This window comes from Ruegeria sp. C6, assembly GCF_056537625.1.
In genome coordinates this window covers 41,400-55,312 of record NZ_JBQFRW010000009.1, presented here as the reverse complement: position 1 = coordinate 55,312, position 13,913 = coordinate 41,400, and the positions used below count along the sequence as shown (strand labels likewise).

18 protein-coding genes are annotated in these 13,913 nt (G+C 57.4%); 9 read left to right on the top strand and 9 right to left on the bottom strand.

What is annotated here, in order from left to right; translation table 11 throughout:
* The first annotated feature begins 41 nt into the window (after positions 1–41).
* The 7 genes from ACR0MJ_RS19575 (at position 42) to ACR0MJ_RS19545 (ending at position 6,931) form a co-directional block, all read left to right on the top strand.
* Positions 42–1,361, top strand: a complete 1,320-nt coding sequence (locus ACR0MJ_RS19575) for an MFS transporter (protein WP_480762239.1) — start codon at positions 42–44, stop codon at positions 1,359–1,361.
* A gap of 56 nt (positions 1,362–1,417) precedes the next feature.
* Entirely contained in the window at positions 1,418–1,846 is a 429-nt protein-coding gene (locus tag ACR0MJ_RS19570; protein ID WP_170626321.1) for an Lrp/AsnC family transcriptional regulator, read from the top strand.
* A 72-nt stretch (positions 1,847–1,918) separates the two neighbouring features.
* Entirely contained in the window at positions 1,919–2,596 is a 678-nt protein-coding gene (locus tag ACR0MJ_RS19565) for a lytic transglycosylase domain-containing protein (protein ID WP_170423333.1), read from the top strand.
* A gap of 9 nt (positions 2,597–2,605) precedes the next feature.
* Complete coding sequence (gene flhA, locus ACR0MJ_RS19560; RefSeq protein WP_480762238.1) at positions 2,606–4,693, top strand: flagellar biosynthesis protein FlhA; 2,088 nt, start codon at positions 2,606–2,608, stop codon at positions 4,691–4,693.
* Positions 4,690–5,463, top strand: a complete 774-nt coding sequence (locus ACR0MJ_RS19555) for a flagellar biosynthetic protein FliR (RefSeq protein ID WP_480762237.1) — start codon at positions 4,690–4,692, stop codon at positions 5,461–5,463. The genes flhA and ACR0MJ_RS19555 overlap by 4 nt, the downstream gene beginning before the upstream one ends.
* Positions 5,460–6,548 (top strand): flagellar type III secretion system protein FlhB, encoded by a 1,089-nt coding sequence (gene flhB / locus ACR0MJ_RS19550; protein WP_480762236.1) that lies wholly within the window; start codon positions 5,460–5,462, stop codon positions 6,546–6,548. Before ACR0MJ_RS19555 ends, flhB begins: the two co-directional genes overlap by 4 nt.
* Before the next feature lie 23 nt (positions 6,549–6,571).
* A complete protein-coding gene (locus ACR0MJ_RS19545; protein WP_480437394.1) occupies positions 6,572–6,931 on the top strand; it encodes a hypothetical protein in 360 nt (119 codons plus the stop codon).
* An 11-nt stretch (positions 6,932–6,942) separates the two neighbouring features.
* Here ACR0MJ_RS19545 and ACR0MJ_RS19540 read toward each other — a convergent pair whose 3' ends face one another.
* From ACR0MJ_RS19540 to ACR0MJ_RS19500, 9 genes are read right to left on the bottom strand one after another with little or no spacing between them, the layout of a single operon-like run.
* Entirely contained in the window at positions 6,943–7,437 is a 495-nt protein-coding gene (locus tag ACR0MJ_RS19540) for a flagellar basal body-associated FliL family protein (protein ID WP_170408681.1), read from the bottom strand.
* An 11-nt stretch (positions 7,438–7,448) separates the two neighbouring features.
* The gene (gene flgH, locus ACR0MJ_RS19535; protein WP_170395282.1) at positions 7,449–8,180 is read right to left on the bottom strand and encodes a flagellar basal body L-ring protein FlgH; all 732 of its coding nucleotides are present in this window, start codon (positions 8,178–8,180) and stop codon (positions 7,449–7,451) included.
* Positions 8,180–8,593, bottom strand: a complete 414-nt coding sequence (gene flgA / locus ACR0MJ_RS19530) for a flagellar basal body P-ring formation chaperone FlgA (protein WP_480571223.1) — start codon at positions 8,591–8,593, stop codon at positions 8,180–8,182. The genes flgH and flgA overlap by 1 nt, the downstream gene beginning before the upstream one ends.
* On the bottom strand, positions 8,593–9,378 hold the full coding sequence (gene flgG / locus ACR0MJ_RS19525; protein ID WP_480593038.1) for a flagellar basal-body rod protein FlgG: 786 nt from the start codon (positions 9,376–9,378) through the stop codon (positions 8,593–8,595). The genes flgA and flgG overlap by 1 nt, the downstream gene beginning before the upstream one ends.
* Positions 9,379–9,399: 21 nt before the next feature.
* Positions 9,400–10,110, bottom strand: coding sequence for a flagellar hook-basal body complex protein (locus tag ACR0MJ_RS19520; protein WP_480762235.1), 711 nt, complete (start codon positions 10,108–10,110; stop codon positions 9,400–9,402).
* Complete coding sequence (locus ACR0MJ_RS19515; protein ID WP_480762234.1) at positions 10,110–10,382, bottom strand: flagellar biosynthetic protein FliQ; 273 nt, start codon at positions 10,380–10,382, stop codon at positions 10,110–10,112. Before ACR0MJ_RS19515 ends, ACR0MJ_RS19520 begins: the two co-directional genes overlap by 1 nt.
* Before the next feature lie 3 nt (positions 10,383–10,385).
* Positions 10,386–10,676: a flagellar hook-basal body complex protein FliE gene (gene fliE, locus ACR0MJ_RS19510; protein WP_170734158.1), complete on the bottom strand. Its 291-nt coding sequence runs from the start codon at positions 10,674–10,676 to the stop codon at positions 10,386–10,388.
* Positions 10,677–10,688: 12 nt separating this feature from the next.
* Positions 10,689–11,075 carry a flagellar basal body rod protein FlgC gene (gene flgC, locus ACR0MJ_RS19505; RefSeq protein WP_170395265.1) on the bottom strand — a complete coding sequence of 129 codons (387 nt, stop codon included), beginning with the start codon at positions 11,073–11,075 and terminating at the stop codon, positions 10,689–10,691.
* 11 nt (positions 11,076–11,086) lie between these two features.
* Positions 11,087–11,473: a FlgB family protein gene (locus ACR0MJ_RS19500; protein WP_480762233.1), complete on the bottom strand. Its 387-nt coding sequence runs from the start codon at positions 11,471–11,473 to the stop codon at positions 11,087–11,089.
* A gap of 107 nt (positions 11,474–11,580) precedes the next feature.
* Here ACR0MJ_RS19500 and ACR0MJ_RS19495 point away from each other — a divergent pair, with 107 nt between their 5' ends.
* Positions 11,581–12,906 carry a FliI/YscN family ATPase gene (locus ACR0MJ_RS19495; protein ID WP_480762275.1) on the top strand — a complete coding sequence of 442 codons (1,326 nt, stop codon included), beginning with the start codon at positions 11,581–11,583 and terminating at the stop codon, positions 12,904–12,906.
* 83 nt (positions 12,907–12,989) lie between these two features.
* Positions 12,990–13,829, top strand: coding sequence for a flagellar motor protein MotB (locus tag ACR0MJ_RS19490; RefSeq protein ID WP_170613635.1), 840 nt, complete (start codon positions 12,990–12,992; stop codon positions 13,827–13,829).
* Positions 13,830–13,913 lie beyond the last annotated feature (84 nt).

Below are 13,913 nucleotides of genomic sequence, written 5' to 3'. Positions count from 1 at the left end.
GAGAACTATGGATGCGACACCGCGATTGAGAAATTCCGACAATGCTCAGCATCCTGAAAAACCGTACCTACAGACATCTGCTGGCCGCGCAGATCGTGGCGCTGACCGGAACAGGGCTGGCGACGGTTGCCTTGGGGCTGTTAGCCTTTGATCTGGCCGGAGAGGCCGCCGGGATGGTCCTTGGTACCGCTCTTACGATCAAAATGATCGCCTATGTCACCGTTGCCCCGCTTGCTGCTGCCTTTGCCGAGCGGCTGGATCGTCGTCGGATGCTGGTCGCAATGGATTTGGTGCGCGCTGTGGTTGCGCTCTGCCTGCCTTTCGTGTCCGAAATCTGGCAGGTCTACGTGCTGATCTTTGTGCTGCAATCCGCCTCAGCCGGATTTACACCCGCGTTTCAGGCCACCATCCCGGATGTGCTGACCAACGAACAGGACTATACCAAAGCCTTGTCCCTGTCGCGGCTGGCTTACGATCTGGAAAGCCTGCTGAGCCCGATGCTGGCCGCCACCTTGCTGCTGTTCGTCAGTTTCGACAGCCTGTTTCTGGGCACCTGTGTCGGTTTTGTCGCCTCGGCCCTGCTTGTGGTGTCTGCAACTTTGCCCTCACCCAAACCATCCCAGCCGCGTGGCATCTATGACCGCACAACGCGCGGCATTCGAATTTACCTTAAAACCCCGCGCCTGCGCGGCCTGCTGGCGCTGAGTTGGAGCGCGGCCGCGCTCAGTTCGATGGTCATCGTCAACACGGTCGTGATCGTGCGCGGCGATCTTGGTCTTTCTGAAAGCGCCGTTGCCGTCGCGCTGGCCGGGTTCGGTGGCGGTTCGATGCTCGCAGCATTTGCACTGCCACGCCTTCTGGATCACATTCCAGAGCGTCGCGTCATGCTGGGAGGTGCATCATTGGCGACGGGCACCATGGCAGCAGCGGCGCTGCTATCTGCCACCCTACCGATGACGCTGGGCTTACTGACAACGACCTGGCTATTGGTCGGCTTTGGATACTCCAGCACGTTGACGCCCTCGGGCCGCCTGCTGACCCGATCCGCCCACCCCGAAGATCGACCCGCTGTGTTTGCCGCACAGTTCACTCTGTCTCATGCTTGCTGGCTGGTGCTTTATCCCCTGGCCGGGTGGCTGATGACCCGCTTTGGCGTAACTGTGGCCATGGCCGGAATGGCGACCGCAGCGATTCTGGGTCTGGTTCTTGTGCTCATTGCCTGGCCACGGCGCGAAGACAATGCGGTGGTTCACGGCCACCCTGACCTCCCACAGGATCACCCCCACCTGTCTGGGCCAAAACCTCATGCGCATCCGATCATCATTGATGAACTGCATCCCCGTTATCCGCACCAGCCTTGAGCCCGAACACCAAACTACCCTAAACCGAGGCGAAGTTGCCTGAACCCGGAGCCGCAATGGACCAGCTTGACCGACGCATCATCGCCGCTTTGCAACACAATGCACGCGATTCGACGACCCTCATCGCCTCTAAGCTTGGCGTCGCCCGAACAACGGTGCATGAACGCATCAATCGCATGGAGGAGCGAGGCGTTATAGCAGGGTACTCGGTTGTCTTGCGCGAAACCGAAGATACGCCACGCGTTCAGATCATCGTTCTGCTTGAAGTGCAGCAGAAAGAAACCACACGGATCATCAAGCGGCTTGAAGCTTATCCCGAGGTCAAACTGTGTTTATCAATCAATGGCGAATTTGACCTGCTGCTTTCCGCCGAAGCGCCACGGATCGAAGATCTCGACATTCTGGTCGACGAACTTGCGCGCATCCCCGGCGTATTGCGTACCAACACCAGTGTGGTTTTTGGCCGAAAGATTGATCGAAACTAAGGCGCGCTAACTCTCTGTAAACAGATGATTGGATAGCTTGGCCCGGACTGATTAGAATTCCGGACCGGCAGAATGCCAACTCAAAACCTACTAGTTTCCGCGCTCTTGGCGCAGGCCCTTCTGGCGCAGGCCGGATACGCATCGCCAACATCGGCGCTGTGTGATCAAGCGGCCCGGCGGGCTGCGCAGGCCGAAGGCGTCCCGCTCGATGTTCTCAAGGCAATTGCCCGCGTAGAAACAGGCCGCACGCAGAACGGATTACTGGAACCCTGGCCATGGACCGTCAATCGTGAAGGACAGGGATATTGGTTTGCCTCCGAGGTTGAGGCAAAGTCTTACGTGTTCGACATCTTCAAATCCGGTGTACGCAGCTTTGATGTCGGTTGCTTTCAGATCAATTATCGTTGGCATGGTAAGGCTTTTCGCTCGATCGACGCGATGTTCGATCCGGATGAAAACGCAACCTATGCAGCACGGTTTCTGGCCCAGCTTTATGCGGAACTTGGATCATGGCCTGCCGCTGCCGGGGCCTACCACTCGCGCACGCAGCACCTTGCGGCCTCATATTCTGACCGTTTTCAGACCGTCCTGGCGCAGCTGGATGGCTCGGGCACAGCCCACGAACGCGATCCATTCACCGCATCTGCCAGCCCACTCATCCCGCTGAACGCTCATCCGGTCGGCCAGAACGCGCTGGGGTCACTGGTTCCCGAAACCTCTACAGCCACCGCCTTTATCGCTTTCAATTAGGAGCAGATAGTGCCCCGTATCGATCCCCGCACCTTGTTCACTCCGACCATATTGCTGGCGCTGGCGCTGATGGCGGTCATCGTGATGATGATCCTGCCCATGCCAGCCTGGGTCCTGGATGTGGGGCTGGCGGCGTCCTTTGCGCTGGCGATCCTGATCTTCACCTTGACGCTGTTCATTGAGCGGCCTCTGGATTTTTCATCTTTCCCGACGATCCTGCTGGCCTCACTGATGTTGCGCTTGTCGCTGAACGTGTCCTCAACCAAGCTGATCATCGGTCAGGGGCACACCGGCACCAACGCCGCTGGTGACGTGATCGAAGGTTTCGCCCAGTTTGTCATGGGCGGCAGCATCTTTCTGGGCCTTGTGGTGTTTGGCGTTCTGCTGATCGTGAACTTCATGGTCATCACAAAGGGTGCGGCCCGCATGGCCGAAGTGGGTGCCCGGTTCGCGCTGGACGGGATGCCGGGCAAACAGTTGGCCATCGACAGTGACATGTCGGCTGGAGCCATCGATCACCAGCAAGCCAAAGAACGACGCGAGCGCGAGCAGCAGGAAACCACCTTTTTTGGTTCGCTCGACGGCGCGTCGAAATTCGTCAAAGGCGATGCGATTGCCGGGTTGCTCATCACACTTCTCAACCTCGTGATGGGATTGGTCATGGGGGTCATCGTGCATGGGATGCCGGTATCGTCCGCCTTCGAAACCTATGCAATCCTGACCGTTGGGGACGGGTTGGTATCGCAGATACCAGCAGTGATCATCTCGATTGCGTCTGCCTTGCTGTTGGCGCGTGGCGGTACGCAGGGTGCAACTGACAATGCGATCTTCTCGCAGCTTGGACGCCACCCGGCGGCGTTGGGCACCGTAGCGGTTCTAATGGTGCTGTTCGCCCTGGTGCCCGGTTTGCCGTTCTTACCGTTCATTCTTGGGGCCGGGGTGCTGGGCTATGCGGCTTATTCAGGCCTCAGAAAACGCAACGCCAGCGAGGCAGAGGCTCAGACCCCCGAGGCCGAGTCTGACACTCCGGTTTCACAGGCCATCGGTGATATCCTTGACCTCGACGACGTTCACTTGGAATTCGCCCCCGATCTGGTCAGCATGGTGCTGAATCCCGGTACCGGCCTTGACGCGCGGATCGCCAACATGCGGACCTATGTCGCCTCAAGCTTTGGGCTTATCCTGCCCGAAATTCGATTGACTGACCGCGCCGATCTTCCGACCGGAACTTATGTGATCAAAGTACAAGGGGTCGAACAGGCGCGTGGTGTTCTGAATTCTGAACTCGTGCTCGCACTGGTACAGGACGGGCACGACTTTCTACCTGATGGCACCGATGTGACCGAACCCGTCTACGGTGCCCCGGCGCGCTGGATATTGCCCAAGGACCAGGAGGTCGCCGCACTGAATGGGGCCACCATCGTCACCCCTCCTGAAATTCTGGCGACCCATCTGCTAGAGATCATCAAACAGAATTTCTCGCGCCTTATGACCCTGAAATCCCTTCGCCGCCTGCTGTCCGAGATGACGCGGCTCAGCGATCCGACCCGAGCTGAAGCCAACCGCAAAATGCTGGACGAATTGATCCCGGACAAGGTGCCGATCGACACACTGCATGCTGTTCTGCGGCTGTTGCTAGACGAACGGGTCTCGATCCGAAACATGGCGCTGATCCTTGAAAGCGTGGCCGAAGCACGATTGACCACCACCCAGCCCGAAGGGATCTGCGAACTGGTCCGCCAGCGGCTGGGCTTTCAACTGGTTGCCGACATGAAGCGCGAGGACGGCTCGATCCCTCTGATCCAACTCGCGCCGGAATGGGAGGACACATTTGCCACCTACCAGATCGACGCCGCGAACGCCGGTATCGACGTGGCACTACCGCCCAACCTGTTCAATAAGCTGGCCGATGGAGTTGTCGATAGCGTCGCAAAATCAGCAGATCACGGGTTGTTCCCGGCGGTCGTAACCACGACCCGCCGACGCAGATTGCTCAGGACCATTATGCACGCGCGCGGCGTCGCCAACCCCGTCCTGTCTTTTGAAGAGATCGGGCTTGAGGCGCGCCCCGCCTTGGTCGGAACGGTGCCCGCGTGATCTCAGTCCCGTCAGAGCTTTGGCCACATCTGGGGCAAAACCTGTGGCATCTGTTTGCCGTATTTCTTCGTGTGTCCGCATTGGTTTCGCTACTACCGGCCTTTGGTGAACGCAGCGTCCCTGTGCGGGTCAAACTGGGCGTGTCAGTTGCTTTCACAATGATTGTCATTCCCGCCATACCCGCATCGGGTGTTATGCCGGGCTTTCACAAAATGATTGGATTAATCACCATCGAAGTCTTGATCGGTCTTATGCTCGGCATCGGGTTGCGCCTGTTTGTCCTTGCACTACAAACTGCAGGTTCAATCGCGGCGCAAGCGACATCCTTGTCTCAGATCCTTGGCGGAGCGGCCGCAGAACCTGTCCCGGCGATGGGGTATCTGCTGACGCTGGCCGGCTTGGCGCTGGCGGTATTGCTTGGCCTTCATATCCGTGCAGCGCAGTTCATGATCCACAGCTATATGCTGTTTCCGATGGGCGCGCTACCAACTGCGCCTGATCTATCGCAATGGGGCGTTGCGCAAGTCGCCCGCAGCTTTGGACTGGCCTTTGCGCTGGCGATGCCCTTTGTCATCGCATCGCTGATCTACAACCTCGCACTGGGCGTAATTAACCGCGCCATGCCGCAGCTCATGGTCGCTTTTGTCGGTGCCCCAGCAATCACTTTCGCAGGCCTTTTCCTGCTTTTCGCCGGGGCACCATTGATCCTGGCAACCTGGTCTGACGCTTTGTTCACCTTTTTCCAAAACCCGCTTGGAGGGCTGCGATGAGCGCATCAGACGACGACAGTGATAAGTCATTTGAGGCGACCCCGCAAAAGCTGGAAAAAGCCCGCAAAAAAGGCGAGGTGGCGAAGTCCAATGATCTGTCGGTGGTGGCTGCATACATGGGACTGCTCGTCGCACTTTTGCTCACGGGGCAATTCACGGCAGAGCATCTGGGGACTGTGTTCGTGGTCTTGATCGACCAATCAGATCAATTCGCAAGCTTGCTGACCGTCGGACCCGCGACATGCACCGTCGCTGGGATTCTGAGATCAACTCTGGCACCAATCGCCGCATTGTTTATCGTTCCGGCAGTCGCGGTGTTGCTCAGCCTGATCGCCCAGCGCGCACTGATCTTCGCGCCGGAAAAGCTGAAACCACGCGGTTCACGCATCTCGATCGTCTCAAACGCAAAGAACAAGTTTGGCCGGGGCGGGTTGTTCGAATTCGCCAAGAGCTTTGTTAAATTGTTGATCTATGGAACATGCCTGACCCTATTTTTGCACGCCCACCTGCCCGAGATTCTGACAGCCAGTGCAGCCGCCCCGAGATCCTCAATTCTGTTGATGATGAACTTACTCAGCCAATTTCTGTTTATCGTCATAATGATCGCGCTGGCGATCGGCGTGATAGACTATCTGTGGCAACATGCCGAACACCTTCGCAAAAACAGAATGTCACGCAAAGAAATTCAGGATGAAACCAAGGATTCCGAGGGTGATCCGCACGTCAAACAGCAGCGTCGCCAACGCGCGCAGGACATAGCAACCAAGCAGATGATGGCGGATGTGCCCAAGGCCGATGTGGTGATCGTCAACCCGACGCATTATGCGGTGGCGCTGAAATGGTCGCGAGCAAATGGCAGCGCTCCGGTTTGCGTCGCCAAAGGGGTAGATGAAATCGCGGCAACAATCAGGGCCACGGCCGGAGACGCAGGCATTCCTATTCATTCCGATCCACCAACAGCACGCGCATTGCACGCGACCGTCGGGATCGGACAGGAAATTACCGAAGAATACTACCGACCCGTTGCAGCAGCTATTCGGTTTGCCGAAGCCATGCGCAAACGAGCGAAGGGTCAGGTCGGATGACGCAAGATCGCATGGGCAACCTTTTGACCGTCGCCGAAGCTGTTTATCAACGGGAACACCAAAAATTGCACCCTTTGTTGCAGCGCGAAGCCCAGTTGCTTCAGCAATTGACGCGTCTGGATTCTCAATTAGCCGAAGTAAAATCGACGAGTTCACAGTCGGATGGCTATCAGGTCACCGGCGCAGACCTGTTGTGGCACGGCTGGGAATCTTTGACACGGCGCAACCTGAACACCGAGTTGGCGCGCCTGCGATCACAAAAGCTTGCGGCAATGGAAGAATTGCGTGGGGCATTTGGGCGCAAACTGGCCGTTGCCGATCTGTCGCGCCGCCTGCAGGAACACAAGCGACGCGTGCGACAATCTAAAGCTCAGGAATCGTAACCCCAACCCGTTCAGGTATCCTGTCGGCTGACACTCATGATCAGAACTTGCGAGACATCTTCGCCCAGATCCTTTCTCGCAACCTCCAGCAACGCATTGCGCAAAGCCGTCAGGTTGTCTGACCGCGTGAATGCGCCGTCAAACCCGCCGATATTGGCGTGATCAAACAGAACTTGCAGAAACCGGTCCCTTAATTTTGGCTCGATCTCATAAAACGCTTCGGCAATCCCCGGCCTCACCTCAAGGCTGAGGGACATGGTGACGAGCGCCGATATCTCGTCCTCGGAAACCACGGGGACCACGAACTGTTTGGTGAGTTTCAAATACTCATGTGTTTCTGATTGATCATCTTTGCCGGGTTTAGTTTTGTTTTTCTTGTCTTCATTGGGTTTTTGCCCAGCCTCCGCAAGATCTTCAGCTTCCCCGGAAGGGGACAATAGGATCCGGGCGCCCGCACCGGCAGCCAGGCCGAAAACCAGAAAAACGATCGGTAGTAGTTTTCCCATCAGCGCAGCCCTCAGAAAGGTAGCAAGGTATCAAGTATCTGTTGTCCATAGCGTGGTTGCTGCACATCCGTGATCTGCCCGCGGCCACCATAAGACACCCGCGCTGACGCGATCTTGTCATAGGTGATTTCATTCTGGCGCGAGATATCTTCGGGGCGGACATAGCCCGAGACCAGCAGTTCCCGAAGTTCGAAATTCACCCGCAGTTCTTGCGATCCAGAAATCGAAAGCACACCGTTAGGCAGCACGTCGACGACCGTTGCCGCCACGCGCAAGGTCAGTTTCTCTTTGCGTTTGACCGATCCCTTCCCTTTGCTGACCGAAGCCGAGTCAATTGAAACGGCATCATCAAGTGAGGCGCCTTCCGGCAGGCGTTCACCCGCACGCTGCGGCAGGCCGAAGAGTTCCGGCACTGCAAGGCTTTCCGACCCCGCGCGCGATCGATTGGTATCGTTGGAAATTTCGGCCTTTTCATCCAGCTCGATCACGACCGTTAGAATGTCGCCTTTTTTCATCGCGCGCTGATCCCCAAGCAAGGAATGCTGACCGCCACTCCACAAAGAGGACTGGTCGACCGTTCGCTGCGGCTGGCTGTGCAGCGGAAGCCCGGGCCACAGCATGGCAACATGTTCGGGCGATTCCGTGTTTGGTGTCAGGCTGGGCGGCTTGCCAAGGTGGTCCAATCGTCCACACGCCGCAACACTCAGAACGACAAATAGCAGGGGTTTCGAAAGGCTCGGCATCATTTAACCTCAATTTGTCCATCGGGACGGATTACGCCCGTTACTGTTGTGCGAGACGCCAGATTCATGACACGGATACGCTCGCCTGCTGCGCCCCGGCCCAACGCGCGGCCTTCGGCAGTGATCGATAGCGCGACGTGATCGAACACCAGCGTCACCAGATCGTTTCGGTCCACGATCGCAGGCGGACCGACATCGGCAGGGCGGATTGGCCGACCTGGATAAAGCGCAACACGTGCCTCCTGACCGATAAGATCCTCTGGCCTACGAACCGCCCCATTGACCTCAGTGGTTTTGATTTCGAGGTCGGATGAGACAATGACCTCTTTGGCGCGGATCGTGCGGGTCGGCACAACGATCTCGGCCAAGCTTGGCATCGGCATCATGCATAGTATGAGGGTTAACAGGCGCATCACCGGACCTGCGTGGTCGCGCCCATCATCTGGTCGACGGCGGAAATAACTTTGGCGTTCATTTCATAGCCACGCTGCGCTTCGATCAGTTCCGTGACCTCGCGCACCGCATCGACTGAGCTGTCCTCAAGATAGCCCTGCCGCAATGTGCCCAGCCCATCTTCGCCCGGGGTGCCGACCACCGGTGCACCCGAGGCTTCGGTTTCCTTGAAGAGGTTGCTACCAATGGCCTCAAGACCCTTGGCGTTCGAGAAGCTGGCCAGCGTAAACTCGCCCAGCAACTGCCCCTCGGCCGTATCATCGAAATAGGCATAGACCTCACCCGCCGCATTGATCGAGATCGATCTGGCATCGTCTGGAATGGTAATTTCAGGGGCAACGGCAAACCCATCAGAAGTTACGATCAGACCTTCGGCCGAACGTTTCAGGCTTCCGTCTCGGGTAAAGGCGGATTGGCCATTCGGCATGGTGATCTCAAGGTAACCCCGCCCTTCGATGGCGACATCCAGATCACTGCCTGTTGCCGAAAGCCCGCCCTGTTCCAGCTGTACGGTGACGGCGGCAGGGCGCACGCCCAACCCCAACTGAATACCTGTCGGAAGGACCGTTCCATCCGAGGCATTGACCGCCCCGGCGCGCGCCATCTGTTGATAGTGCAGATCGGCAAACTCGGCCCGGCGGGTGTTGTAGCCGGTTGTATTCATATTCGCGAGGTTGTTTGAAATTGTCTCAACCCGCATCTGCTGTGCGGTCATGCCCGTAGCCGCGATCTTCAATGCTCGCATGTCGTATTCTCCTTCCGGTAATCAGCGCATCAATGCCTTAAGCGCCCCGCGAACCCGTTCGTCTTCGGCCTCAAGAAAACTTTGCCCGAGCTCGTAGGCCCGCTGAATTTCAATCATCCGGGTCACCTGACCAATGGCATTGACATTCGATCCTTCGAGGAACCGATGCAGCACGACCGGCTCGCCCACCGGTTCCACCTGCCCGCCTGCACGAAAATGTGTGCTTCCTTCGCGCACCAGGTTTTCGGGATCGGCGACGTTGTAGACACCGATCTGGCTCAGAAGTTGTCCATCGACGCTCATCGTGCCGTCGCTGCCAACATCGATCGTTGCGGCGTCGGGCGGGACAAAGACCGGCGCGCCATTGCTGTCCAGAACCCGGTGCCCGTCCATCGTCACCAGATCGCCCTCAGCATTGGGTGAAAAACTACCGGAACGCGTCAGGCGGTTCCCTGCGGGCGTTTCGATCATAAAGAACCCGTCCCCTTCGATTGCAAAGTCGAAGGACCCGCCTGTCTCGGTCAGCACACCTTGTTGCAGAGAAGTGTTTCGAACCTGCGCACGGCTGAGCGATAGTGAAGGATTGCCCGGCATATCCCGGACGAATTCGGAGAAAACCAACCCCTGCTGACGATACCCGGTCGTGTTGGCATTGGCGATATTGTTGGCCACCATTCGCATCTCATCCATGAGACCGGATTGGCGGGACAAGGTGACATAAGTGGTGTCCATCAGCGACCTTCGGCAATAAGCGGGACCAATGTCCCGGTAAAAAACGTAACAAGGGTCTGGGTCATGAAGCCCATCGACATCCAGAACACGACCACGATTGCAATCAGCTTAGGCACGAAGGTCAGAGTCATCTCCTGAACCGAGGTCAGGGCCTGAAACAAACCAACTGTAAGGCCCGAGATCAGCGCCACCGCCAGAATCGGAACCGACGTGATGACTGCAGCCCAAAGCGCCTGGCGCACAATGTCGTAGAACAGACCTTCGCTCAGCATCGTTCAGACCGGCATCCGCAAGATTTCCTGATAGGCTTCAACGACTTTGTTCCGAACAATCACAGCCGTTTCCACTGCCAACTCTGTCTGCGCCAGCGCCTGAACCAAAGCGTGCGGGTCGGCCTGCCCAACCATCGAAGATTGCGTGACTTGCTCGCTTTGTTTCAGCGTCGCCACGAAATCCTGAAACGAGGATCGCAGCCCTTGCGCTGTCCCCTGATGTTCGGGGTCGGCCTGCGTTGCAGGGCGCGCACCCGTATAGTTCTGTGCGGCGGTAAGTGAGCGAACATCCATTCTGGTATTCCTTTATTTTCGGAGTAGATCCATCAGACTTGATGACATCTGCCGGGTCTGGTCGAACATCTTGAGGTTGGCTTCATAGCTGCGCTGCGCCTCTCGGGCGTCTGCTATTTCGATCATCAGATCGACGTTTGATCCTCTGTAATGGCCAGTCTCATCAGCCATAGGGTGGCCAGGATCATAAATTCGGCTCAGGTCGCGACGATCGAGTTTGACGCGCCCCGCCTGAACCATCTCTTTTCCGTCCCGTTCGACTGTCTCAAACGGGACTGTCTTACGCCGGTATCCCGGCGTATCGGCGTTCGAGATGTTCTCGGACACATGACGCAACCGCGCTGCTTGCGCACGCAGTGCGCTAGCCGACGCGTCCAACGAGTAGGAAAAATCGCTCATCGTGAATTCCCCTATGCCCGGCCCAGGCTCGTGCGCAGCACACCGATTGAAGACTTGTAGATCGCTAATGCCCGGTCATGTTGTCGCTTGACCTCGACAGCTTTCAGCATCTCTTCCTCCAATGAAACACCATTGCCATTCGGATCGCTCGAAGCCGCGAACGTGAATTCAGCCCAAGGCTGAGCGCGCACATCACCATTCAGATGACCCGTCCGAGTCGCGGTCATCGCGACCTCTCGGTTCGTGTTTTCAAACGCTGTCTGGAAGGCTTCAATATCGCGGGGCTTGTATCCCGGCGTATCCGCGTTGGCCATGTTGCGCGCGACAACCGCTTGCCGTTGTCCGGCATGGGTTGCCATTGCGTACGCAGTCTTAAAGACGTTCAGGTCATTGAACATCGGGGCTTCTCCCTCGATCAATTTCAATCAAGGCTTAACCCCGATTCCTTTAGAAACCGTTTTCAACAAATCTATTTGGAGGACCTGCGATGGCCGATCTCGATCCGATGCGTCTGAAATGCGAATTCGATAGGATGTCGGCGGTACACCATATCGGGCGTGTAACCAGTGTAGCGCGCGGCGTGGTTGAAATTGACGGTTTGGCCGCGCAAGCCCGGATCGGGGATCATCTGACCCTACACCGACGATGCGGTCCAGAGTTGCCGGGCGAAGTTCTGAATGTCGAAACGAGCGCTATTTATATGCTTCCTGCCACTGCGCCCGATGGCGTGAGCCTAGGGGATCAGGTCTCTCTCGACCAGATGCCTGCCTTTGCGCCCGGAATGCACTGGCTTGGGCGGGTAATCGATCCGTTTGGCAAACCTCTGGACGGCAAGCCCCTGCTGCCTGGCACGCTTGAACGTGAACTTATGCAGGCCCCGCCATCTGCGGTATCGCGCAAGCCGCTGGGCTGTCGTATGGAAACCGGGTTGGCCATCCTCAATACGATGCTGCCCATTGTCCAAGGTCAGCGAATCGGCCTGTTCGCTGGTTCAGGCGTTGGCAAATCAACACTTCTGGCGACGCTTGCCCGTTCAGTCCAGGCGGATGCTGTGGTCGTTGCATTGGTGGGCGAACGCGGGCGCGAAGTGAATGAGTTTGTCGAGAACGCCCTGGGTGCCGAAGGTCTGAAACGATCCGTCGTCGTGGCCGCAACCTCGGATCAATCGGCCCTGATACGCAGACGGTGCGCATGGTCGGCCATGTCGGTGGCGGAATACCTGCGGGATCAAGGGTTAAACGTTCTGTTTCTGGCCGATTCAGTTACTCGTTTTGCCGAAGCGCATCGCGAGATTGCCGCCGCAATGGGTGAGGCCCCATCGCTACGTGGCTACCCGCCATCGGTCAAGCCGCTGATTGCAAACCTGTGCGAACGGGCGGGTCCCGGAACTGCCGATCAAGGTGACATCACCGCAGTCTTCAGTGTTCTTGTCGCGGGTTCTGACATGGACGAGCCCATTACGGACATTCTGCGCGGCGTCTTGGACGGACATGTCGTGCTGAGCCGAGACATCGCCGAACGCGGGCGCTTCCCAGCGATTGACCTCAGCCGATCCGTATCACGCAGCCTACCAGGTGCGGCGACCGCAGATGAGAACCAGTTGATTACAGAAACCCGCAAGCTGGTCGGCAGTTATGAGCAATCTGAGGTGATGATCAAAGCCGGTCTCTATGCCGAAGGAACAGATCCTTTGTTGGATCGCGCCGTCCGGGTCCACGAAGAGCTAGATAGCTTTTTTGCGAAGGCTGATCCCGATGGTATCGAAAACAGCTTTAATCGATTATCTCTGATTTTAAGGCGCGCTGGTGTAAACCCGGTGTCGCAGTCTTAGAATTCAGAACAGTTTTAAGTGTTAAGCCCACCTTAACACCTGCCCTGCTAGGCCAGTAAGCGGGTGAATAGAAGGTGGTGGAGATGGGTGCGCAATCCAATGTGGCGCCAATCATCATCAAGAAGAAACGTGTATCGGGTGGCGATGCTCACCACGGTGGTGCGTGGAAGGTCGCGTATGCGGACTTTGTCACTGCCATGATGGCGTTCTTCATGTTGATGTGGCTGCTGAATGCAACGACCGAGACGCAACGCAAGGGTCTGGCGGATTATTTTTCGCCCACGATTCCGGTCAATCCGGTCTCGGGCGGCGGCGATGGTGCCTTCGGCGGTGACAACATGTTTTCGGAAAAAACCATGGTTATGGATGGATCAGGTGCCAGCAATCGGAACCCCACCGAGGCGAAACAGGCGCGCGGATCAACCGGCGTGGATGCGAAAGGCGGCGGTAAGGGTGCGTTCGAAGATTTCTCGTCGCTCGAGGCGCAGTTGCTGGGGCGCGCTGGGGAAAGCCTGGTGTCCGATAAGATGCGCAAGCACATCGTGACCCGCGTCACCGACGAAGGGCTGGTGGTCGAGCTGTTCGCCACTGAGGATCAACCGTTGTTCGAATCGGGGACAGACACGCCAACCCAAATGATGCGCGCGCTGACCCTTTTGGTAGCGCGGTCTTCTGACCTGGTGACAAACGCAATCGCGGTTGAAGGGCATGTGCGGTCTGCGCCCGTCGTGTTGGCGAATAACCCGGTCTGGGATCTGTCGACCGCGCGGGCGCAAAGCACCCGCCAACTGCTGCAGAACAAAGGCATCCAGCCACAGCGGTTGGACCGCGTGACTGGGCACGCGGACCGAGAGCTTTCGGATAAAAACCCCATGGCGGTACGCAATAATCGGATTGAGATCATCTTTTTACGCAACCCTTAGGGGGTAAAGGATAGACAGCATTTTAGCTGTTAGCCGGCTGTTAAGGGCCAGTGCGGTACGTGTTGCATCAACGAATGACGCAAC

Excerpts from the sequence above, each read along its gene's own strand:
- flgA (WP_480571223.1), bottom strand. The coding sequence starts at position 8,593 with ATGCGCCTGTTAACCCTCATACTATGCATGATGCCGATGCCAAGCTTG.
- ACR0MJ_RS19540 (WP_170408681.1), bottom strand. The coding sequence starts at position 7,437 with ATGGGAAAACTACTACCGATCGTTTTTCTGGTTTTCGGCCTGGCTGCC.
- ACR0MJ_RS19495 (WP_480762275.1), top strand. The coding sequence starts at position 11,581 with ATGCGTCTGAAATGCGAATTCGATAGGATGTCGGCGGTACACCATATC.
- ACR0MJ_RS19500 (WP_480762233.1), bottom strand. The coding sequence starts at position 11,473 with ATGTTCAATGACCTGAACGTCTTTAAGACTGCGTACGCAATGGCAACC.
- flgG (WP_480593038.1), bottom strand. The coding sequence starts at position 9,378 with ATGCGAGCATTGAAGATCGCGGCTACGGGCATGACCGCACAGCAGATG.
- fliE (WP_170734158.1), bottom strand. The coding sequence starts at position 10,676 with ATGGATGTTCGCTCACTTACCGCCGCACAGAACTATACGGGTGCGCGC.
- ACR0MJ_RS19490 (WP_170613635.1), top strand. The coding sequence starts at position 12,990 with ATGGGTGCGCAATCCAATGTGGCGCCAATCATCATCAAGAAGAAACGT.
- ACR0MJ_RS19570 (WP_170626321.1), top strand. The coding sequence starts at position 1,418 with ATGGACCAGCTTGACCGACGCATCATCGCCGCTTTGCAACACAATGCA.
- ACR0MJ_RS19515 (WP_480762234.1), bottom strand. The coding sequence starts at position 10,382 with ATGCTGAGCGAAGGTCTGTTCTACGACATTGTGCGCCAGGCGCTTTGG.
- ACR0MJ_RS19565 (WP_170423333.1), top strand. The coding sequence starts at position 1,919 with ATGCCAACTCAAAACCTACTAGTTTCCGCGCTCTTGGCGCAGGCCCTT.
- ACR0MJ_RS19575 (WP_480762239.1), top strand. The coding sequence starts at position 42 with ATGCTCAGCATCCTGAAAAACCGTACCTACAGACATCTGCTGGCCGCG.
- ACR0MJ_RS19520 (WP_480762235.1), bottom strand. The coding sequence starts at position 10,110 with ATGGACACCACTTATGTCACCTTGTCCCGCCAATCCGGTCTCATGGAT.
- flhB (WP_480762236.1), top strand. The coding sequence starts at position 5,460 with ATGAGCGCATCAGACGACGACAGTGATAAGTCATTTGAGGCGACCCCG.
- flgH (WP_170395282.1), bottom strand. The coding sequence starts at position 8,180 with ATGCCGAGCCTTTCGAAACCCCTGCTATTTGTCGTTCTGAGTGTTGCG.
- flgC (WP_170395265.1), bottom strand. The coding sequence starts at position 11,075 with ATGAGCGATTTTTCCTACTCGTTGGACGCGTCGGCTAGCGCACTGCGT.